Source organism: Hymenobacter sp. BT730 (genome assembly GCF_030542105.1).
In the GTDB taxonomy this organism is placed as follows: domain Bacteria; phylum Bacteroidota; class Bacteroidia; order Cytophagales; family Hymenobacteraceae; genus Hymenobacter.
This window is the reverse complement of sequence record NZ_JAUOFB010000004.1, coordinates 47319-69061: the sequence shown is the minus strand read 5'-3', so window position 1 is coordinate 69061 and position 21743 is coordinate 47319. Positions and strand designations below refer to the sequence as shown.

The window sequence follows — 21743 nt, the reverse complement described above, 5'->3', positions numbered from 1 at the left end:
CCTTGCAACGCAACGCCCCGGTAGAGGTTGCGTCAGGCTGGTTTGTGGCTTTGTTCTTCTGCTTTTCCCGCTTCTGCCTGCTCAGCTTCGGCCAAATGCTGCTCTTCCAGCTCTACGGTGGTTGGTCGGCCGTGCCACCGGTCCAGCCAGTTCATGACGGGAGTGGCCAGCATGCCGTGCACGATGATAGATGTAAGGACAGTAAAGCCCGTAATGGCCCACAACTCCCGTATTTGCGGAAAATCTGCCTTTGTGACGGCAAAACCGAGGTAGAAGAACGAGCCAATTCCCCGAATACCGAAGGTGGAAATAACCAGTCGCTCGGGAAAGTTGAGGCGGGAAATCCGGCTGCGCCAAAGCGTGAGCATCCCGCCTAGTGGGCGCAGCATAAACAGGGCAAACAGCCCTAAGGCGGCCCCTTTCCACGTAAGCGGAGCCAAGAGCCCCCGCACCAACGCCCCCCCAAACAAAATGAGAATAACAACGATAAAGAGCCGCTCCAGCTGGTCCGTAAATTCGTGCATCTCGGTATGATACTCGTGGCTTCGCTCGTGGCCCCGCAGGGTAATAGAAGCAATGAAAACGGCCAGAAAACCATACCCGTGCAGCATCTCCGTAACACCATATGCCACCAACGTAACGGATAGCGCCACAAACCCATAGGCATCCGGGTTGATGCGGACACGGTGAGGCAGGTCAAATATCAGATACGAAAGCGCCCGCCCGGCCAGCCAGCCCCCCAGTATGCCAGCACCCAGACGGTAGAGCATATCCATCCAGGCCCAGTGCTGCAACTGCTCTGATAGTGGTGCAATGGAAGGCAGCAGGGCCAGGGCCAGATATACAAACGGGAAGGCCAGGCCATCATTCAGACCAGCTTCGGCGGTGAGGGCAAACCGTACATTGTCTTCCCCACCCTCACCAGGCTTGCCCACCTGCACGTCGCCGGCCAGTACGGGGTCAGTAGGGGCCAGCGTGGCCGCCAGCAATAGCGCCGATGCAGGCAGCAGGCCCGCCAGCCGCCAGGCCACTACCATGAAGCCGGCAATGGACACTATCATGAGGATTAGGACCAGTTGCAGCGGCACACGCCAACGCCAGAACGAAAAGGGCCGATCTATCTTAAGGCCGGTACCGGTGAGAGCCACAATCACGCACATCTCGGTTAGGTGCGTGGTGAAAGAAGCGTAGCGAACGGGGTCCGGATCAGGCAGCCTCAGGGGCAGTGAGTATACCAAAGCCCCCAGCCCGACAAACAGGATAGGGTATGAAAGCGGGTATCTGCGAAGAAGCGAAGGAAGCCAGGCAACAGCCAGAATGGCTACCCCCATTACGACCAACGATAAGTTGTAGAGCGACATAGACTTACACAGGACAGCAAGCGCTATGTACGCAACCCCGTCTGCGGCGGACACTTCCCGCTGCCTCCCTCCTCGCCTGGCACGTTATCGGCGGCCGTTTACAGCAGTGCGCTGGTAGCCGATAAGCAAGTCGGCACGGGAGCCCGGTGGGCGGTAATACACCAGCAGGTCGTATTCATTTTCGGTTTCCTGGTGGCTGCCCTCAAAATAGGCTTCGTTGGGCAGTGCGGCACCGCCTACGGCATAGGAGTAGTTGTAGTACCCCTGTTTCAGCAGCGCGTGGCCGGAGTATTCCTGCTGGGTAGCATCATACGTCAGCTTAAACTCCTCCCGAAGCTGCCAGTCAGACAAAGCGCCCAGCACATAGACCGGGCCCGGGGCCGCCTGCGGGGCCCGCAGGCGGAAGGTAACGTCCAGATAGTCGGCATTGGTGGCACCGTTGCCGTAGTCGCGGCTTTCAAACACGCGCTGGCCGTTTACGTCTTCATATTGGGAATAGGCCTGCTCACGGCGGGTAGCTTCGGGCTGCAACAAGGCAGTGCGGGGCGAGGCATCGGCATTCAGCTTAGCCACCCCTACCCCCAGTGCCCGGTAGCTGCGCAAATCCACAAACCGATACTCGGAAAGGCCAGGAAAAGCGTTTTCAAAGTTGAAGTACTGATAATCGAGTCGGCGCTCCGCATCGCGCACAAAGGTGGGCCGCAGATTGTAATGGGCATTATCCCAACGGAAGTTTTGGCGCAGAACCACTTTTACCTCCTGCGCCGGATTAACCAGATTTACTCCACCGTAGCTAATGCCAAAGTTGAGCTGCTGCATGGTATAGCGCTCCTGCCCTGCGGCCAGGGGTCCGGGCTGCAGGAACGTGCGCACCTGATCTTCATACACCAGCAAACGGCGTGAAAGCAGCGGCGTGCCCGCCCCGTTCTGCACCACCAGCAGGTAGTTGCCGCTCAGCTTCACGCGCGGCACACGCAGCCGGTAGTGAAAGTAGGGCACCTTGGTGTTCACGGAGGTCCGGTAGTCGGTGAGCAAAAACTCGTTGATGTCACTCAGAAACTGAATATCCGTGAGAATAGAAGGCGTCCAGTCCACATTGCAATGCACCAGCCGGGCCGTGAGGCGCTGGCTTTGCTGGCCCAGTACATCAAACTCCAGCATTAAGGGCTGTGCCTGGGTCAGAGACACTACCGCTGGCTCAAAGACCTCCGTAGGCTGCCCCGTAGCCACATAGCACTGCACGGAGCGGACCTCACTGGCGTAGATATAGTCCTGATAGCGCAAGGCTACTTTTGGCGCTTGTACCGGGCTACTCTGGCCTGTACGGGCGGCGTTAGGGTCGGTGATGGGCGTGCCCAGAGGTACGCAGGCGGTGGCGAGCAGCAGCAGAGTAAGGGGCAGAAGGCGCATAGGACGAAGGTAAGGCCGGTTGGGCACTCTTACACTTTCTATAGGAGGCCAGCAGTTGGGCGCCGTTCAGAGTGCACAGCCCACCATAGCGACCCGGCAAGCTAGCGGGCGGAAAAATCCTCTACCATTTTACAAGCCTTACACAGGCTTTGGTATAGCTTTTAAACAGAAATAGTGCAGGTATAGTACTCCGTAAAAGGCCGCCCAACATCTACTGCTCGGGCCATTCTCCTAAGGCACACAGCGTATAAATATTTTTTACCAAGTACTTGATATTACACAAATATTGACTTGCTTTGCATCACAAAGTACTTTTATAACTAGTCCACAGCAAGGTCTATTGGCTGCTCTACCTGCAACCTAGTGGAATGGGGTTGTCTGCTGAAATAGTTGTCCTTACTTGGCTCTTATAGCACCCATTCAAGCCGCTATTTTTTTACACGTACACTTTGCATCTCAAAGCACTTTCAACAACAAAACCTAGGTAACCATGACACCGACAATCAACTCACCAACACAGCCAATCCATCAAGGCTCATTAAGCAAACGGATGCTGCAGGGCGCAGCCATTGCGCTAGTTTGTATCTCGCTATTTATAATTCCTGCTGGGTGGTTCACGCAGGTTGCTAAGCCAGAATGGGGAAAACTCTGGATGATTAAGCCATTCCTAGTTGTGCCCATAGCCGGTGCATTAGGCGGGGTATTTTACTATTTCATGGATCATTTGCGCTATCAGGGCGGCTGGAAAAAAGCATTGGCTTATGTAATAAGCCTGCTTGGCTACCTCGTAGTGCTGTGGCTAGGCACCGTGCTGGGATTGAACGGCACCTGGTGGGATTAGCAATTCTAATTGATTCAAATTGAACACTATGTCTTTGCAAAGACATTTTGCCTGCTATTCAATTTTCAGCTTAATGACTGCATAAAAACACAGGCAAAACCAATATTTTAATCCTGTATGAGTATTTCTGCTACGCTTGACCAACTTCATTTAAAAGCCAGAAAAAATAAATGGCTTTGGTTGTTTTCGATTTTTAATCGAGTAGCACTAGCAGCCGGGTTTTTACCTTCGGGGTTTGTGAAAATAATGGGTGAACGTTTCACTTCATTATCCTCCAACCACCCGATGGGCAATTACTTAGAAGCGCTGCACCATACAGGTTATTATTACACCTTTATTGGAGTTGCGCAAGTAACCGCCGCTATTCTATTATTAATACCCCGCACGGCAACGCTCGGAGCCATCCTCTATTTTCCCATCATTTTAAATATCTGCATTCTGTCCCATGCCGTGCGTTTCGATGGGTCATTACTCACCTCTCCGTTAATGGTTCTGGCAAACCTATACCTACTTTGCTGGGATTACCACAAATTAAAATTCATTTTCCCCTTCAACCATTTCAGAGCAAATACTGAAGTCCCCAAATGGCAGGAACTTGACAGAAAGTTCCCAGTATTCTTCTTCGGAGGCGTAGCCGTAACTTTTTTAATTGTTATTGCGGCCGTTACGAAGGGTTATGATATCAAACCCTATAATACTACTGCAGATTGTTTGCAGCAATTTAAAAGCAGCAGCAACGCCGAAGCTGGCTGTAACTTTTGTGATTGTATCCATAAAGACGGCCGGCCTTTTAATGAATGTCTGGAGAAATACCATCGAGCATCCAGCACCGCAATTGAAAAGCTGTAATAATTTCCAATTGCCGCCATTACCAAGCCGCCCTGCAAGCCATAAAAAAAGCCCCGCTGTTTCCAGCGGAGCTTTTTTTATGGCTTGGTGTTATGTTACATCTCTGCCAGCATTTCCCAACGGTCGTTGAGCTGGGCCAGCTCTTTTTTCACCTGCTCAAACTTGAGGGTGGTGTCTTTCAGCTGGGCGGCGTTCTGGTAAATCTGCGGGTCGGCCAATTGGGCTTCGTACTGGGCCAGCTCCTTTTCCCGCTCATCAATTTTCTTTTCTACCTCGGCCAGCTCGCGCAGGGCTTTTTTCTGGTCGGGTGAGGGGGTTTTGGCGGGCGAAGCGTCCACCTTTTTTTCCTCTTTTGGCGCGGGCTTAGGAGCAGGCGTCAGCAGGCCGGCTTTCTTGGCGGCTTTCTCCCGGTCTTCCATCCACTGCTCCCACTCGGCGTAGGTGCCGGGGTATTCCTTCAGCTGGAAATCCTCGATGTACCAGATTTTGTTGGCCACGTTCTCCACAAAGAAACGGTCGTGGCTGATGACGATGTAGGTGCCCTGATACTGATCCAGCGCCTGGATCAGGATGTTCACCGACTGCATGTCCAGGTGGTTGGTCGGTTCGTCGAGTAGCAGGAAGTTGGCTTCCGAAATCAGGGTTTTGGCCAGGGCCACGCGGCTTTTCTCGCCCCCCGACAGCACCTTGATTTTCTTGTATACCTCGTCGCCAGTGAACAGGAACGAACCCAGCACCGAGCGCAGCTCCATTTCGGAGCGCTTGGAGCCGGCTTCTACCATTTCCTGCAGAATCTCATTCTCAATGCGCAGGCTTTCCAGCTGGTGCTGGGCGTAGAACGACATGATGACGTTGTGGCCCAGCTGGTGGTTGCCGGCAGTAGGCGCCTCCGAGCCGGCCACCAAACGCATAAGGGTAGATTTACCCTTACCGTTGGCGCCGATGAGGGCAATTTTGTCGCCCCGCTCAATGTGCACGTGCGTATCGCGGAAGATGATTTTCTCGCCGTACTTCTTGCTCACGTGCTCCATGCGCAGAATGTGGCGGCCGGGCGTGACGGTGAAGTTGAACTTGATGTTCACCTTGGCGTCGTCGCCGGCCACGTCCTCAATGCGCTCCAGCTTGTCCAGGGCCTTCACGCGGCTTTGGGCCTGCTTGGCTTTGGAGGCTTTGGCTTTGAAACGCTCAATAAACCGCTCGGCCTGCTTAATCTGGGCCTGCTGGTTTTCAAAAGCGCCTTTCTGAATGGCGTTGCGCTCCTCCTTTTCTTCCAGGTAGAAGCTGTAGTTGCCGGCGTAAGGCACCAGCTTGCCGCCCGTTACCTCCACCGTGGTGTTGGTGGTGCGGTCCAGGAATTCCCGGTCGTGGGATACAATAATAACGGCGCCTTCGTAGCCGGCCAGGTAGTTCTCAATCCACTTAATGGAGGGCAAGTCCAAGTGGTTGGTAGGTTCGTCGAGGAGCAGCAAAGAGGGTTGCTGCAGCAGGATTTTAGCCAGCATCACGCGCATGCGCCAGCCGCCGGAGAATAGCTTCAGGGGCTTCTGCAGCTCCTCCGTGGTAAAGCCCAGACCTTCCAGAATTTCTTCGGTGCGGGCCTGCATGGTGTAGCCGCCCAGCGCCTCAAAGCGCTCCTGCAGCGTGGCCAGCTTATCTACCAGGTCGTCGGTGTAGTTGTTTTCGAACTCCAACAGCACCTCGTCAATCTTCTTCTGCACGTCCAGCGCCTCGGCGAAGGCCTGCATGGCCACAATCAGGATGGGCTCGTGCGAGTCGTAGGAGAGCAAATCCTGGTTAAGGAAGCCCAGGCTCACGTCCTTGCTCATGGAAATGCTGCCGCCGTCGGGCTTGTACTCGCCCACCAGAATGCGCAGCAGCGTGGATTTACCCCGGCCGTTCAGCCCAATGAGGCCAATCTTATCCTTGGGCTTAATATGAAGGCTGGCCTTGTCGTACAGGGTACGCGAGCCAAAGTGAAAATCGAGGTCAGAAATGGAAATCATCTACTTTGCGAGGTATCAGGCCGCAAAGGTACGGGTTTGAGGAAGGACATCACTATGGATATCTGCTTCTCGAACTCATTGGCAAGGCAAGAGCCAACTCCAAGCCTATCAACTTTATCCACTAAATCAGCAGTTAAATTTCAGGTTATGGGTTTTTTGAGTGCCCTATTCGATATAGCAGGCCTATTTCTGGAGGTGAGTTCAAGTAATGCCCTTAAATCCTCACCTAAGAAAAATGGGCTACTGTCAGGATGGGGTATTGCCTCGCTAATTTTCCTTATTCTAGAAATACTATTTATGATAGCCAAAGGAGGGTTTTGGGAGAAGCACTATGTTTCAATAGGTACAATGGCTTTGTATTTCTTGCTGGCAGCCCTCCTTTGCGCAACAACTTTCTATGTACTTGTTCGAATGAGGATTATAAGCAGCTTCAGATTCTTGGACTTTATTGCGCTGGTAATTTCTTTATCTCTCTTACTAATGATGACAGCTGCGTTTCTACTACATACGTCTTAATTTCTAAGGATACACCGTTTTATAGACCCCAGCCTGAGCACCATTTCTCCGTACAACTTCCGCATGCATAAATACCTCCTGCCGCTCTCCCTCCTACTCACCTTCGCCAGCTGCCGCTCAACGGAGCAGGAATCCGACAATGGCGGCGCTACGGAAACCGTGCCCGCCGCGGTAAAAGGTGAAGTATCCACCACCGAAACCGTGGGCGAAACCGGCCGCAACCACGCCTACATTAAGCGCTTCTATCAGGATAAGGGCCGTTACTACGTTACCGCCGACTACATCCAGTTTCTGAATGGCGAAGCAGCCATAGCCGCTGCTAAACGCAAAGGCGACGCCGAGCTGACCGTGCAAAACGGCGACTCCGTATACTCGGTCTTCAACGACTACTACATTGTGAACGACGACCCACGCCAGCGCACATTTCCGCTCAGCGAGCAGGCCGTGCTCACCGTTTGGGACCGTACCGCCGACTTGCATCAGAAAACCATTACTGCTGAGCAGCTACAAGCTAAAAGCCCGGAGTTGCTGGCCGCCACGCCCTTTATCATCGAAACAAAGCAAGGAGTAATTATCAGCCTGACGGAGCAGTATATTCCCTAAAGCTGCATCAGCCGTATACAGGGTTTTCTGTCACTCTAAATCCTGTAACATAATGGCTATTACCCCTCCCTTAGTTGAACCAGATGAAAATGAAGACTTCGCGGCTCAGGCTGCTCAAGGCAAACAAGCCGGTAGTGCCGTAGGGCAGTCTTCGGGACGCCCTAGCTACGGAGCCGGCGGCTACGAGCTAAACCTGGACGCAGAAGCCGGTGACGAAGGCGGCTCCGGCAGTGCGGCCTCTACCAATGAGCGCACCAGCCGCGAGGAAACCTCCGATTCGGAATAAGCCTCCTTATTTCACTTTTGCTTTACACACCACCGCCCGGTGACAGCCCTGAAGAAGCTGCCACCGGGCGGTGGTGTGTATACTGGGTCTATGGGCAGCGTTAGCCCATAAATGGCGTTTTAAACTCCGGAGCTACGCGCTTTTTGGAGGCTTGCTCGTAGGCATAAGCCAGAGTCAGCAACGCTGGTTCCTGCCAAGCGCCGGCCACAAACGACAGGCCTACGGGCAGGCCGTGGGCGTGGCCCATGGGCACGGTAATGTGCGGATAGCCCGCCATAGCAGCTGGGGAAGAAAAGCCGGGACCTGGCCAGTAGTCGCCGTTTACCAGGTCGATGCAGGGTGCGGGGGCGTTCGTAATGGCGACGATGGCCGTGAGCTTGTGGTCCCGCATAATGGAATCCAGGGCCTTGCGGGCGCCGTTCTGCGACTTACTGAGCGCGGCTTTGTATTTGGGGCTGTCCAGACCATCCAGCTTTTGCGAGGCTTCCAGAATTTCTTGCTGGAAGTAAGGCATGGACTTGGGCTTGTTTTGCTGGTTAAAAGCAATGACATCGGCCAGGTTTTTAACGGGCGCTCCGGCGGTAGCCAGGTACTTGTTTACGCCATCCTTAAATTCGTAGAGCAGCACGTCATACTCGGCAGCGCCCAGCGGGTCGGTTTGCTTTTGCACCTCTACCTCCACAATGGTGGCACCCTGGGCCTTCAGAAACTCTACGGCCTCTTTCAGAAGCGCTACGGCATCGTTGGTGCCTTCCAGGTGGCTTTTCTCTACGCCGATGCGCTGCCCTTTCAGACCGTTGGCATCCAGGAACTTGGTATAGTCGGGGTGCAGCTTACCGGCGCTTTGCTGGGTAATGGCATCAGCGGGGTCTGGGCCGGCCAGGGCCGAAAGCAGAATAGCCGCGTCGCGCACGGTGCGCGTCATGGGGCCAGCCGTGTCCTGGCTGGCAGAAATGGGTATAATGCCCGTGCGGCTGAGCAGCCCCACGGTAGGCTTAATGCCCACCAGCCCGCTGCAGGAAGACGGCGACACCACGGAGCCGTCGGTTTCCGTGCCTATGGCAACAGCGCACAGATTGGCCGATACCGCCGCACCCGAGCCTGCACTGGAGCCACTGGGCGTACGGTCCAGAATATAAGGGTTTCGCGTCTGGCCGCCTACGCCGCTCCAGCCGCTGGTAGAGCGCGTGGAGCGGAAGTTGGCCCACTCACTCAGGTTGGTTTTGCCAAGAATAACAGCGCCGGCTTCGCGTAGCTTTTTGATGATGAAAGCATCCTGTGCAGCCTTGTTTCCAGCCAGGGCCAGGGCGCCAGCGGTGGTGGGCTGCTGGTCGGCGGTGTTGATGTTGTCTTTCACCAGCACCGGAATACCATGCAGAGGGCCGCGCACTTTCCCGTTTTTACGCTCCTGGTCCAGCTGGTCGGCTATTTTAAGAGCATCGGGGTTGGTTATAAGTACAGAGCGCAGCGTGGGGCCGCTACGGTCAATGGCCTCAATGCGCTTCAGATACAGCTCCGTAATGGCCCGGGAAGTCAGCTTGCCACTACTCATCTTTTCCTGCAGGTCCTGGATAGTAGCTTCCTGCAGCTCGAAAGCTTCAGCCGAGTTATCATCGGCCTTTGTAGCGCCGGTTTTTTCTTCCTTGGCTTCCGGGGCGCAGGCACTGAGGGAGAGAGTAGAAAGGGCCACGCCGGCCAAGCTGCTGTTTCGCAGAAATAGTCTTCGATTCATCGGTGGATTTTTGCTGGTAAGATAGCCCGACCGATGGGACTTTTTCATTGTTTCTGCCGGAATAAAACGAAAAAAAGCGTCCGGAGTACAGCCCTCTGCCGCTAGCCGCTCAGTGGCTTTCCTGCTGCCTCATCCGGTGGCGCTTTGCCGCGGTGACGCTGGCATTTTTCACCACAATATTTCACCTCCTCCCAGCAGTTTCGCCACTTCTTGCGGTAGGTGAACGGGCGGCCACAGGTAGCACATACTTTGGCCGGTAAATCATGCTTGCTCCGGGTTTTGGATCCTGCCATTTCACGCACGTTTTTCACTTATGATCCACAGGAAGCTTCCGGCCGAATCGGGATTTACCAGCATCTATCCTCTGCAGAAGGCAAACAAAACCACTCGCGCAGGTAATCAAGGCCCAATCCATGATGGGACTTAAAACAGGTTCAAAAAGAGCCCGATGCGCTTTAACAAGCAGCACGCTCGTTCCATTTTATTTTCCGCTTTCCAAAGTAACCCGTTTGCTCTCCACTGGCTGCCCTCCCTTCCCAATGGCTGGCATGGTTTCCGGCGCTGGTATGGCTTCACTCATCTTCTTGGCCAGTTTGCCCGGTACGCCTATGCTATTCAGCATGCCACTTACCAGACCTTGCTGCCAGATGGCAAATACTGATACGCGCGGATTGCGCGATGACTGGATGGTGCCGGGCTTCAGCGCCTCCTTGGCCTGCCGGGGGTTATTGTCCCGGATGACCAGCGCATTAGCCACCTTAGAGCCCACTTTGGTTACCAGGGTAGAATGCGCTTCTCCGCCTTTTTGTGATAAGAAAGCCACTTTCAGGTCAGAATAGGCCGCTTTCATGGTACCCTGCACACCTTTTTGGTCTACTGTCATGGCGAAATCTACACGCTGCACGCTGCCGCGGGAGAACCTTAACGAGCGGGACGACTCCGTAATGGAATTCAGAATACTAAACGGAGCCGGCCCAAACGAGCCCTTAATCCAATGACGCCCGTTGGGCTGCAGTAATGGAACATAGGCGGTAGCCCGTACAAAGCTGCGGCGCTGAAACCACGCGCTGGCCTGTGCTACTGCTGGCTGTGCTGCCCGGCGGCTACCAACCAGGGTGTTGATGTTTCGGATGGTGCCATTGAGCTCCGTAATGCTGGTGCGCGAGGGTTTTGGGCTGTTTAATGCCCGGAACACAAAAAACAAATTACCATTCTGCACCTTCAAAAGCCCGATATCAAGGGGCAGTGGCAGCTTCCTGAGATTTTCCGGCGTTACCAGGGAAGGTTTGGGATTAATGGGGTAGCGTCCGTCGCCGGCCAGGTGCAGCAACAGCCGCTGCAAAACCACCTCCCGCACCTGCAGAACTCCCCGATGCTGCAGCGCAGCAAAATCCAGCCCGGTAGCCTGCACCCTAGGAAGCTGCATGGTAATGTGCGACACCTGATGGCCTTTGCGCTGAGACAAAGCCGCCAACGACATAGTAGGTGCCAGCTTGCTTTGGGTAATGGAAAGCCGTTGCTGTGCGGTATTGAGGCGCAGCCCCTGGTACCTCAGCTTGTAGAAGGGTGCATCAATTGCCACGGACCCCGGGCCACTGCTTAGCTGCCAGGCACGGGCATACAGAACCCGGGAAGCCTTCTGAGCGCTGGCCGCATCTATCTGAATATCGGAGCCCTGCAGCCCCAGCTGCTCTACCTGCGGAGCCAGGGCCAGACCGGCCACCCGGACTTTTCCGGCCGATACCACCAGACTTTGCAGCGAAACCTGTTTTAGCCACGGCGCCAGGAGCTGGTGCAGGGCTTGTGGTGCTACCAGCGGGGCTACCACTGCCACCTCAGGATGGGTTAGCCGGAGCGTATCCGCTTGAAACCGCTGCCGGAAGAGGCGGGCAGCCCGCCACCCCGTAAGCCTCAGCTGGGGGAGTTGCAGGGCTAAGCGTGCCGAACGGCTTTGCTGGTTGCTGATAGGCTGAAAAGGATTGATGCGCACGGAATCTACCCGCAGCTCCCGGGTTTGAGAGGAGAACTGAGTACGGGCTATTTGCAGACGGTGGCCAGCTCCCCGGGCCTGCACCCCGGCCAATTGCAGCGCTACGCGGGCAGCATATCCGATGCGCTGGGTATCGGCAGCACCTGCCTGGCTGATCAGGATATCATGCGCCGTAAAGTCGCCTCGCTGCAGGCGTATAGAATCCTGCTGTGCTATCTGGTAGGCGAGTTTTACCCGTTGCACCCCCACATACCTCAGCCGCAACCCGGGCACTCGCGCGGGCAGGTGGGCATACAGCGGCGCTGCCGTCGGCTTTGGGGCAGGCCAGGTAGCCGATTCCAGGCGCACCGCGTCGATTATTAAACTATCAACCGGCACCTCCTGCCGGCGCAACAGCTTCCACAGGTCCACCCCAGCCACGCGCACCCGGCCTACATCCAGTGTAAGCGTGGGGAGTGTACTGGCTACTGCCGGGCGGGTACGAAGCTGAATCCCCTTCATCTCCAGTAAGCCCTGCCACAGGTCAGTGCGCAACTCCCGGATATGCAGCTGATAGCGGCCGTGGGTACGGGAGGCTACCTCCTGTTCTGCCTTACGGCGAAGCCAGGGGTCCAGCGCCAGCAGCAGAATAGCCACTAGCACCGCTACAGTTGTCAGTGCCAACGCCAGCCATTGCCACCAAGCCCATCTGCTGCGGGGTGCTTCCGGTTGGTGCGTGGGTGCGGTTTTCAGAAGTACGGGAGAAGAATCAAACACTTGTCAGATGTCGGACGAGGAGAAGGGAATAGCTAGGATATCATTTGCCGGTAGCTGATACACAACGAAAGGCAAGCCTGAAGGTTTGCACATAGGGTGTTGCGTAAAGGAGAGAGTTTCAGCGCCGGCTCAGGCCGCCAACAGGAGCTTATGAAGCGGAAAGCGTACCCTGCTTGTAAAGCCCGGCCCTATTCGTCACGCCGGAACACCTACCTTAGTAACGCTAGCTGCTCGACTTTCCCCTTCCGGGACCGGAAGCGAGAGAATTCAGGCCTTTTGCCACCCTGACAAAATTTCCTTCTCCAAGAGTTACGCCGGCTCGTAAACAGAGCATGCTCAAGCACGAAAAGAATTTAAAAAATCAGATGCTGGCTTCTCTCTTTTTTGTTCTTTTATCTGATTGTTGAATTTAGTGTATGCTTCAAAGTTAATGGCCGTGTCAGATCCAAGCTCCTGCGAGCCAAGACGTTCTAAACAGGCACCGGCAGTCCCCTCCGCTGCTCCCAACCGCCCAATGCTTGCAATTACCTCGCTGCTCAACCCACAAAGTGCTGCCCGCATCAACAGCATTATAAAAAGCCTGGAGGTAGAGTTTGGGCTGGATGATGTGCAAGCCACCCCCGACCCCCACATTACCTACCAGCTGGCCGGAGTGCGCAAGTTGTCACTGCTGAAAGCAGTGCTGCAGGACGTAGCCCGGCATACGCAGCCCTTTTCCGCCTTCACTACGGGCCTGGGGGTGTTTCCCGGCCCCAACCCGGTTATTTATATCCCGGTGCTGCGCTGCGATGCTCTCAACGACCTGCACCGGCGCATTCTAAAAGCCACCGCGCCCCTTTGCCTGCGCACTGATAAATTCAGTGGGCCCGACTGCTGGCTGCCGCATATTTCCCTGGCTCTGCACGATACTACCCCTGATTTACTGGGGCCTGTGTTGCAGTACCTCAATCAGCAAACCTTTAACCTGCGCCTCACCATTAACAACCTCACCATTCTGCGGCAGGAGGGCGACTTATTTGTGCAGGAGAAAACCTTTTCTTTTGCCGGGCACAAGCAGCAGAAAACCCCACAGCTGTTTTAATACCGAGCGTGGCAGGCAAAATTTACCGGCCCGCTGCGGTAATATGCCCCTCCCCTCCGACCTTTACCCGCTCCAACCACCTTACTTTCCCTTATGTATCAAATCGTACTTCTCCTGCACTCCTGGACGCGCTGGCTGGTGCTCATTTTTGGTCTGATTGCCATTTTCCGCGCTTTCGGTGGCTGGCAGGGTCGCCGTCCCTGGCTAGGGGCCGATAACGGCATGGGTGCCTCCTTTGTGGGCTCTATGCACCTGCAGCTGCTCCTGGGCCTGATTCTGTACCTGACCGGGCCTCTGGGCATGAAAGCTTTTGATGCCGGCAGCGCGGTAATGAAAGACCCCGGCAGCCGCTTCTGGGCAGTAGAGCACTTGGCAGGCATGCTGCTGGCCGTTATCTGCGCGCAGGTAGGTCGTACGCTCTCCAAAAAAGCTACCAACCCCGTTCTGAAGCACAAAAAAGCCTTCACCTGGTTTCTGATAGCGCTACTATTGGTACTGGTTATGATTCCCTGGGGTATATGGAACCCGGCCCGGCCTTTGTTCCGCTTCTAGCCTAGAATAATATTTCATGGCTAACCGGAAAGAGTTCTGCTAGATTTTCCTGGCAGAACTCTTTTTCTTTACAGAGAGTTAGTCTCCAGTTAGAACTTAATAAATATGTTTTATAATATATATTATCCATTTATAGTTATAATGGATGTCCCTATCTTTAACCCCTTCGTATAGATTGGCATACAAGGCAGTCTAACTGCCCCTGTTGTATATTTTCTTCCCTGTCTAAGTCTTATTAACAGCCATGATGATCAAAGCCCGGTATTCACCGGAGGAATTCCAGCAGCGCATGGTTGTTCGAATTAGGGAGCTGGAAGAACATCAGGATGCCCGTCCTTACTCGCTCATGCTGGCGGCCATTCGGCAAAGCCTGCAGGAACTGCAGCGAGAGCCAGTCAGGCAGAATGCCCGCACAAAGTCTTAACCTGAAACGGGTTTTAGATATACAGAGGTCCGCCATAAACATATGGCGGACCTCTGTACGTTTTTGATTGGTTGTTCTGAAGAAAATAAAGACCAGAGGCATGAAGCCATGTCTCTCCGCTAGCTTAAATCGGAAAGTAAAAAGCCCGCCGCTGAATTCAGCGGCGGGCTTTTTACTTAGCAGCTTCAGACAGGAATTACTGCCCCAGTACCATAGCAAACACCAGCGGCGCTACAATAGTAGCGTCCGACTCGATGATAAACTTGGGCGTATCCTGGCCCAATTTACCCCAGGTGATTTTCTCGTTCGGCACGGCGCCGGAGTACGAACCGTAGGAGGTGGTGGAGTCCGAAATCTGGCAGAAGTAGCCCCAAAGCGGCACCGAAGTGCGGCCCAGGTCCTGGTGTAGCATGGGCACTACACAGATGGGGAAGTCACCGGCAATGCCGCCGCCAATCTGGAAGAAGCCTACTTTGCTTTCATCGGTAGCCTGCTGGGTGTACCAGTCGGCCAGGTAAATCATGTACTCGATACCGGTGCGCACGGTGTGCACGTTCTTAATATCACCGCTGATAACGTGGCCAGCGAAGATGTTGCCCAGCGTGGAGTCTTCCCAGCCGGGGCAGATGATGGGCAGGTTTTTCTCAGCGGCAGCCAGCATCCAGCTGTCCTTGGGGTCAATCTGGTAGTACTGCTCCAGCTCACCCGACTTCAGGATCTGGTAGAAGAACTCGTGGGGGAAGTACCGCTCACCGGCCTTATCGGCATTTTCCCAGAACTTCAGTACCGAGTGTTCCAGACGGCGCATAGCCTCTTCCTCCGGAATGCAGGTGTCGGTTACGCGGTTCATGTGGCGCTCCAGCAGGGCCTGCTCGTCGGCAGCGGTCAGGTCGCGGTAGTTAGGTACCCGCTCGTAGAAGTCGTGGGCTACCAGGTTAAAGATATCCTCTTCCAGGTTGGCACCGGTGCAGCTGATGATCTGCACTTTGTCCTGCCGAATCAGCTCGGCCAGTTGAATGCCCATTTCGGCGGTGCTCATGGCGCCGGCCAGGGTAATCATCATCTTGCCACCTTCAGCCAGGTGCTTGTTGTAGCCTTCGGCGGCATCAATCAGGGCAGCAGCGTTGAAATGGCGGTAGTGGTGCTTGAGGAAGTTCGTTACGTTCATCGAATCGTGGGTTTCAGTAGTATTAGGTATGCGGTGTACAATCAAGTTATAGCCCGGAATCGTTCAATACGGGTGCGCTATGTCAAAGATTCTGAATAGCGCACAATTGCGGCTGGGTTGCTCACAAAAGCAGCCTTAGCCAGGCTCCTCAATCATGAGGTTGTGGTTGGTGTAAATGCAGATGTCGGCGGCAATGTGCAGGGCATCTTCTACCATCTGGCGGGCCGTGAGGTGGGGCGCGTGCTTCTTCAGGGCCAGTGCGGCGGCCTGGGCATACATGGCGCCGGAGCCAATGGCGGCCACATCGGAGTCGGGCTCCAGCACGTCGCCGGTACCGGCAATAATGAGCAGCTCGTCTTTATCGGCTACTACCATCATGGCTTCCAGCTTGCGCAGGTACTGGTCTTTGCGCCACTCCTTGGCCAGCTCAATGGCGGCCCGGCGCAGCTGGCCGTTGTAGCTGCCCAGCTTCTCCTCAAACTTATCCAGCAGCATAAAGGCATCGGCGGTGGAGCCGGCAAAACCAGTTACCACTTTGCCATCGTGCAGCTTGCGCACTTTGCGCACGTTGCTCTTGGCCACGTGCTTATCCATGGTTGCCTGGCCGTCGGCGCCCAGGGCAATCTGCCCGTTGTGGCGCACACCCAGCACGGTAGTGGAGCGTATTTTCATATCGGTAGTCAGTTAGCGTTAATCCGTTTTTGCCTCTAGATGCCGGCTGGCAGAAAAATGCTTGTCATCCTGACGAAGGAAGGACCCTATCCCTCACGAGCCACCGACGCCCTAACGCCTTGTTTCGCAGGAATAAGGTCCTTCCTTCGTCAGGATGACAGGTACTTCTATGCTGACACCTACTTAGAAACGGGCCTGCAATTTAGCGAAGTAATACCGACCGTTAGCACCCATTTGCACCGGGTCCCAGGCACCGCCGGTTTCCGTGAGCTGCGGGTTAAACAGCGTAGGGTACTTATTAAACAGGTTGGAGCTGCCTACTGAGAACTGCAGTTTGTTGGTCAGGGCGTAGCTCAGCGTGAGGTCAGTGGTTACGCGGGCCTCATAGTTCATGGGGGCGCCATCCCAGTCAATCAGCTGAACCTTGTCAAAGCGCACAAAGCGCACCAGCGTGCCGAAGCGGCCCAGCTGATAGTCGAAGGTGAGGTTGATTTTGGATTTGGGAGCCGATGCTTTTACGAATGCCTGTTCCCGCGCCCCAAAGAACTCTTCATCGCGCCCAGCCAGTCGACCCGAAGTCCGCACCCGGTCGATGCGCAGGCGGTTGAAGTTAGCGGCCAACGACGAGTTCAGACGGCCCTTGCCTACGGAGGCACTGTGGCTCAATACCACATCCAGGCCCAGCGAGCGGGTATCGGCGGCATTAGCAAAGAACTGGGCCTGCCCCACGTTCAGCGCCTGCAGGTCGGGCCCGATTACTGGGTCATCCGAAGAGAACTGACTGGTCAGTACCACCCGGTCTTCTACCTTGATATAGTAGCCATCCAGCGTCAGGCTGAAGCCCGCACCCAGGCGGCTGGTCAGGCCCAGGCTGGCATTCTTGGAGGTTTCCTGCTTCAGACTGGGAATCCCCAGCTTCTGCGTGACGGCGCTATTGTTGCGGGCAAGCAGCACTTCTATCGGCTCCCCATTAATAAAGTTGGTGAAGGTGGAGTTGAAGTTGATTTGAGCCAGGGAAGGCGCCCGGAAGCCTGTGCTGTATGTGCCACGCAGTGTCAGGAATTCCGTTAGGTTGTAGCGGGTAGCGGCCTTGTAGTTGAAGGTGCTGCCAAAGTCGCTGTAGTTCTCAAAGCGCACGGCTCCGGCCAGCAGCCACTGCGGCGTTACGTTTAGCTCCGCATCTACATAAGCGCCAAAGTTGTCCCGGTCGGCCTTAATTTCATCGGTGGGCTGGAAGCCGGGGAAACCCTGCGAACCACCCGCAACGCCCGATTCGGGGTCATAGTTTTTGTAGGATGCTTCCTCGCCGGCAAACAGCTTGTACCATTCGCGGCGGAACTCGGCCCCGGCGGCCAGGTTAAGGCCGTTCAGCACCGTAGTGTAATTGCGCGAAGCCCCCAGGCTCACTACATCCTGCTGCAGTTGAAAGCCGCCCGCATCAAAGGATTTAGGCGAAGCAGCTCCCAGCGTAGCATTCAGAGTGTTGCGTAGGCCGTAGTGGAAGCGGTTGGAGCCGAAGTTATTGCTCAGATCAAAGTCCCAACCACTTATGGTGGCCCGCACGCCGGCTACCGCCGAGGCATCGTCAATATTACTGGTGATGATGGGGTCGAAACCGTTGGGGTAAATGGCCGGCACGTTGCGGTCATCATCGGCGAAACGCGTCCAGGCATAGGCGTCGCCTTTACGCTTGTTGTAGCCGCCAAACACATACACGTGGGCTTTGTCGCTGAGCGGGAATTTGGAGTTGAGGTAGGCCGAGGTATTGGACACCTCCGGGTCGCCGTACTCACGGCGGGCCAGGCCATCGGGGGCCGGTACCGCGGCGCGTTGGGTATGCTCCCGCTTATTGTAATCTAGCGTGGCGTTGACAAATCCGCCCTTTTCGCCCAGGCCAATACCATAGTTGAGGTTGGCGTTGAAGTTACCGCCGTCGAATTTTTCATCGTCGCGACGGTATTTGGCATCGTAGGCGCCATAGTTTACGCTGGCCGTCAGCTCTTTTACCGAGCTTTTCAGCACGATATTGATAACACCGGCAATGGCATCGGAGCCGTACTGGGCGGCGGCCCCATCACGCAGAATCTCAATCCGCTCAATGCTGGCAGCAGGAATGACGTTGAGGTCGGTGCCGGTATTGCCGCGGCCGCGGGAGCCAAACAGGTTTACCAGCGCCGACTGGTGCTGGCGCTTGCCGTTCACGAGCACCAGGGTCTGGTCGGGGCCCAGGCCGCGCAGGGTGGCAGGGTCTACGTGGTCGGCGCCGTCTGAGCCGGTCTGTCGGTTGGAGTTAAAAGAAGGCGCCACAAATTGCAGCAGCTGGTTTACATCTAGTTGGCCGGTTTTGGTGGTCACTTCCCGCAGGTCAATGATATCTACCGGCGAGGGTGAATCGGTAACGGAGCGGTTCTGGCTGCGGGAGCCCACTACCTGCACGGCACCCAGGCTGGTGGTCGACTCAGCCAGCCGCACACTCAAGGCGCTGCCGGTAGCCTCTACCTCCTGCGTGGCAAAGCCAATGGAGCTCACCTGCAACCGCGGGCTGGCCGTGCGGGCCTGCAGTGAGAAGCGGCCATCGTTTCCGGTGGCAGTGCCGTTGTTTGTGCCCTTTTCTACTACGGTGGCGCCTACTACCGGCCGGCCATTGGTATCGAGCACCTGACCCGTAAGGGCCTGCCCCTGCGCAAAGGCCGATGTAGCACTCACGACGCACATCGTGACAGCAAGTACGTGTTGTTTCATAACTCTTGGTAAGGGATAAAGAGATGGAACCCACAGAAAGCCTATTGCCTCCTGCATCTGCTGGTAAGTATATACTTTTTGTGATGATATATTCTTTTTACAACATATAACTTTTGGTATAAAGCAGCTTAATCAGCTATGAAGTACAAAATACCAGAAACAACAACGCCCCTTCCTGCTGAGCAGAAAGGGGCGTTGTTTATTAGTGTCAATCAACTCAGATAAGCATACGCATGGGGTCTTCCAGCAGGCTTTTCAGCGTTTGCAGGAAGGCCGCGCCGGTAGCGCCATCTACCACGCGGTGGTCACAGCTCAGGGTCACTTTCATGACATTGCCAATAGCCAGCTGACCATCTTTTACCACGGCCGTCTGCTTGATGCCGCCCACGGCCAGGATGCAGGCATCCGGCGGGTTGATGATGGCCGTGAATTCTTCAATGCCGAACATACCCAGGTTGGAGATAGTGAAAGTGCTTCCCTCCCACTCGGCGGGCTGCAGCTTCTTGCTCTTGGCTTTGCCGGCCAGCTCTTTTACTTCGGTTGCAATGGTAGACAGGCCTTTGCCATCGGCGTTGCGTACTACGGGAACCAGCAGACCTTCGTCCACGGCCACGGCCACGCCAATATTCACCACCTTGTTCTGGCGAATTTTGTCGCCCAGCCACGAGGAGTTTACCGCCGGGTGTTGCTTGAGCGCCACGGCGGCGGCTTTGATCACCAGGTCGTTAAACGACAGCTTCACCGGGGAAAGGGTGTTGAGCTGCGTGCGAACTTCCATGGCGCGGTCCATCAGGATTTCCATCGTGAGATAGAAATGCGGTGCTGTAAACAGGCTTTCCGAGAGGCGACGGGCAATTACCTTGCGCATCTGCGAAACCGGTGTGTCGGTGTAAGTGCCTTCGGCTGCCACTGGGGCGGGAGTAGCGGCCGGAGCTGGTGCTGCTGCCGAAGGAGCAGATGGTGCCGGGGCAGGAGCCGCAGCAGGCGCGGCAGCCGGCTGGGCTGCCGGAGCGGCACCGGGCTGGAAGCCTTCAATATCCCGGGAAACGATACGGCCATTGTCGCCGCTGCCTTTCACCTGGTTCAGGTCGATGCCTTTTTCTTTGGCGATGCGCTTAGCCAGTGGCGAAGCCAGCAGGCGGCCGCCGGTAGGGGCAGGTGCCACGGCTACTGCTGAGGATGCGGGGGCGGCGGCAGCCGGAGCGGCGGCAGGAGCTGCTGGCGCGGCTTCAGGAGCTGCCTCAGGGGCCGGGGCAGCGGCCGGAGCCGCACCGCCCGACTGGCCACCCAGCAGGCTTTGAATATCAGCGCCTTCTTCCCCGATAATGGCCAGAATGCCATCTACGGCTACGGCTTCGCCTTCTTTCGGACCAATATAGAGAAGAGTACCGTCGTCGTAGTTTTCCAGCTCCATGGTAGCCTTGTCGGTTTCCACTTCGGCCAGCACGTCACCGGACTTCACTTTATCACCTACTTTTTTCTGCCAGGAGGCAATGGTGCCTTCCGTCATCGTGTCGCTCATTTTCGGCATCCGGATAACGGTAGCCTTTTTACCGTTGCCAGCCGGGGCCGCTGCGGCAGCAGGGGCTGGGGTTGGTGCGGGAGCAGGTGCTGCAGCAGGTGCCGGAGCCGGGGCCGCAGGCGCCGCCGCAACTGGGGCAGCAGCAGCAGCCGGTGCCGGAGCAGCCGCGCCACCCTGAGCGCCGCTCAGCAGGCCGGAAATATCTTCGCCGGCTTTGCCTACAATAGCCAACAGGCCATCTACTGGCACGCCTTCGCCTTCTTTCGGACCGATGTAGAGCAGGGTGCCATCCTCGTAATTCTCCAGCTCCATCGTGGCCTTATCGGTCTCGACTTCTGCCAGAATATCCCCGGACTTAACGGTGTCTCCTACCTTCTTGAGCCACGACGCAATAACCCCTTCGGTCATGGTGTCGCTCATTTTGGGCATTTTTATGATTTCGGCCATCTGCTTCTTCGGTTGAGTTGTGGGGTCAAAATTAGCCCGAAAATCCGGGGGCGCAAACGAGAGTTATTCCCCCATGCTACGCGAAATTTCGCCGGGCAGACGGTTAGGTCCGCCGTTACCCAGCTTTTACCTGCCTGCTAAACGCTATACTGCGTGCAGATGGCGTACGTCCAGAAAGTTGCGAACGGTGAACATGCTGCCCGTGTAGTGCAGCTTATATAGGCACAGGTTGTGGTGCTCAAAGGCATCCATGCAGCCCAAAGGGTAATTTAATAACTGGCAGAGCATCACGCGCATGGCCCGCCCGTGCATGCACACCAGCACGTTTTCTTCCTCGGGCCGGGATTTCAGCAATTCAATAAAGGGGCGCTGACGGGCCGCTACTTCATCGGGGCTTTCACCACCCAGCAGGCGGGCACTGGTCTGGCCCTGTTTCCATTGCTGCAGCACGCCGTGATATTCTTCGTCTTCATCCGGGGTGATGCGCGTACCTTCCCGCTCGCCCCAGCTTATTTCGTTGAGGCCGGCATGTATCTCGTGCGGAATGCCCCGCTGCAGAAAATCATGCACCGATTGATGGGTGCGCTGCAGTGTAGAGGTATATACCTTATCGAAAGGCACGTGCTGATAGGCCGCGAAAAACCGTGCGGCCTGCCGCATGCCGGCCTCATTCAGACTGGAATCTACGCCGCTGCCCTGCACGATGCCGCGCACGTTGAAGTCCGTCTGTCCGTGACGGATAAGGTATATTTTTTTGACGCTCACTTTAGCCCTAGCTTTGCTGTTTG

At 55.7% G+C, this 21743-nt stretch carries 18 protein-coding genes; 7 read left to right on the top strand and 11 right to left on the bottom strand.

Going from position 1 to position 21743, the window contains the following annotated elements:
* Positions 1-32 precede the first annotated feature (32 nt).
* Together Q4G72_RS12915 and Q4G72_RS12910 are read right to left on the bottom strand one after the other, a co-directional pair.
* Positions 33-1361, bottom strand: a complete 1329-nt coding sequence (locus Q4G72_RS12915; protein WP_303311845.1) for a cation:proton antiporter — start codon at positions 1359-1361, stop codon at positions 33-35.
* Between the two features lie 84 nt (positions 1362-1445).
* Positions 1446-2771, bottom strand: coding sequence for a type IX secretion system plug protein (locus Q4G72_RS12910; RefSeq protein WP_303311844.1), 1326 nt, complete (start codon positions 2769-2771; stop codon positions 1446-1448).
* Positions 2772-3261: 490 nt separating this feature from the next.
* On the opposite strand from Q4G72_RS12910, the gene Q4G72_RS12905 reads away from it, so the two are divergent.
* Together Q4G72_RS12905 and Q4G72_RS12900 are read left to right on the top strand one after the other, a co-directional pair.
* Positions 3262-3612, top strand: a complete 351-nt coding sequence (locus tag Q4G72_RS12905) for a potassium transporter KefB (RefSeq protein ID WP_303311843.1) — start codon at positions 3262-3264, stop codon at positions 3610-3612.
* A 117-nt stretch (positions 3613-3729) separates the two neighbouring features.
* A complete protein-coding gene (locus Q4G72_RS12900) occupies positions 3730-4461 on the top strand; it encodes a DoxX family protein (protein WP_303311842.1) in 732 nt (243 codons plus the stop codon).
* A gap of 95 nt (positions 4462-4556) precedes the next feature.
* Here Q4G72_RS12900 and Q4G72_RS12895 read toward each other — a convergent pair whose 3' ends face one another.
* Complete coding sequence (locus Q4G72_RS12895; RefSeq protein WP_303311841.1) at positions 4557-6464, bottom strand: ABC-F family ATP-binding cassette domain-containing protein; 1908 nt, start codon at positions 6462-6464, stop codon at positions 4557-4559.
* Positions 6465-7043: 579 nt separating this feature from the next.
* Here Q4G72_RS12895 and Q4G72_RS12890 point away from each other — a divergent pair.
* Both Q4G72_RS12890 and Q4G72_RS12885 read left to right on the top strand, forming a co-directional pair.
* Positions 7044-7583, top strand: a complete 540-nt coding sequence (locus Q4G72_RS12890) for a hypothetical protein (RefSeq protein WP_303311840.1) — start codon at positions 7044-7046, stop codon at positions 7581-7583.
* A 52-nt stretch (positions 7584-7635) separates the two neighbouring features.
* The gene (locus Q4G72_RS12885; protein ID WP_303311839.1) at positions 7636-7869 is read left to right on the top strand and encodes a hypothetical protein; all 234 of its coding nucleotides are present in this window, start codon (positions 7636-7638) and stop codon (positions 7867-7869) included.
* Positions 7870-7969: 100 nt separating this feature from the next.
* Here the strand turns inward: Q4G72_RS12885 and Q4G72_RS12880 are convergent, their stop codons facing one another.
* The 3 genes from Q4G72_RS12880 to Q4G72_RS12870 form a co-directional block, all read right to left on the bottom strand.
* Positions 7970-9601, bottom strand: a complete 1632-nt coding sequence (locus tag Q4G72_RS12880) for an amidase (protein WP_303311838.1) — start codon at positions 9599-9601, stop codon at positions 7970-7972.
* Between the two features lie 101 nt (positions 9602-9702).
* Positions 9703-9894: a DUF2256 domain-containing protein gene (locus tag Q4G72_RS12875; protein WP_303311837.1), complete on the bottom strand. Its 192-nt coding sequence runs from the start codon at positions 9892-9894 to the stop codon at positions 9703-9705.
* A gap of 188 nt (positions 9895-10082) precedes the next feature.
* Positions 10083-12347 carry an AsmA family protein gene (locus tag Q4G72_RS12870; RefSeq protein WP_303311836.1) on the bottom strand — a complete coding sequence of 755 codons (2265 nt, stop codon included), beginning with the start codon at positions 12345-12347 and terminating at the stop codon, positions 10083-10085.
* A 514-nt stretch (positions 12348-12861) separates the two neighbouring features.
* On the opposite strand from Q4G72_RS12870, the gene Q4G72_RS12865 reads away from it, so the two are divergent.
* The 3 genes from Q4G72_RS12865 (at position 12862) to Q4G72_RS12855 (ending at position 14404) form a co-directional block, all read left to right on the top strand.
* Positions 12862-13428 (top strand): 2'-5' RNA ligase family protein, encoded by a 567-nt coding sequence (locus Q4G72_RS12865; RefSeq protein ID WP_303311835.1) that lies wholly within the window; start codon positions 12862-12864, stop codon positions 13426-13428.
* 93 nt (positions 13429-13521) lie between these two features.
* Complete coding sequence (locus Q4G72_RS12860) at positions 13522-13980, top strand: hypothetical protein (protein ID WP_303311834.1); 459 nt, start codon at positions 13522-13524, stop codon at positions 13978-13980.
* A gap of 244 nt (positions 13981-14224) precedes the next feature.
* On the top strand, positions 14225-14404 hold the full coding sequence (locus tag Q4G72_RS12855) for a hypothetical protein (protein ID WP_303311833.1): 180 nt from the start codon (positions 14225-14227) through the stop codon (positions 14402-14404).
* 196 nt (positions 14405-14600) lie between these two features.
* Here the strand turns inward: Q4G72_RS12855 and Q4G72_RS12850 are convergent, their stop codons facing one another.
* The 5 genes from Q4G72_RS12850 to Q4G72_RS12830 form a co-directional block, all read right to left on the bottom strand.
* Positions 14601-15572, bottom strand: a complete 972-nt coding sequence (locus tag Q4G72_RS12850) for a deoxyhypusine synthase family protein (protein WP_303311832.1) — start codon at positions 15570-15572, stop codon at positions 14601-14603.
* 135 nt (positions 15573-15707) lie between these two features.
* Positions 15708-16244, bottom strand: coding sequence for an ATP-dependent protease subunit HslV (gene hslV, locus Q4G72_RS12845; RefSeq protein ID WP_303311831.1), 537 nt, complete (start codon positions 16242-16244; stop codon positions 15708-15710).
* 183 nt (positions 16245-16427) lie between these two features.
* The gene (locus Q4G72_RS12840) at positions 16428-18986 is read right to left on the bottom strand and encodes a TonB-dependent receptor (RefSeq protein ID WP_303311830.1); all 2559 of its coding nucleotides are present in this window, start codon (positions 18984-18986) and stop codon (positions 16428-16430) included.
* Between the two features lie 217 nt (positions 18987-19203).
* Positions 19204-20955, bottom strand: coding sequence for a pyruvate dehydrogenase complex dihydrolipoamide acetyltransferase (locus Q4G72_RS12835; RefSeq protein ID WP_303311829.1), 1752 nt, complete (start codon positions 20953-20955; stop codon positions 19204-19206).
* 144 nt (positions 20956-21099) lie between these two features.
* On the bottom strand, positions 21100-21720 hold the full coding sequence (locus tag Q4G72_RS12830) for a histidine phosphatase family protein (RefSeq protein WP_303311828.1): 621 nt from the start codon (positions 21718-21720) through the stop codon (positions 21100-21102).
* Positions 21721-21743: the final 23 nt, after the last annotated feature.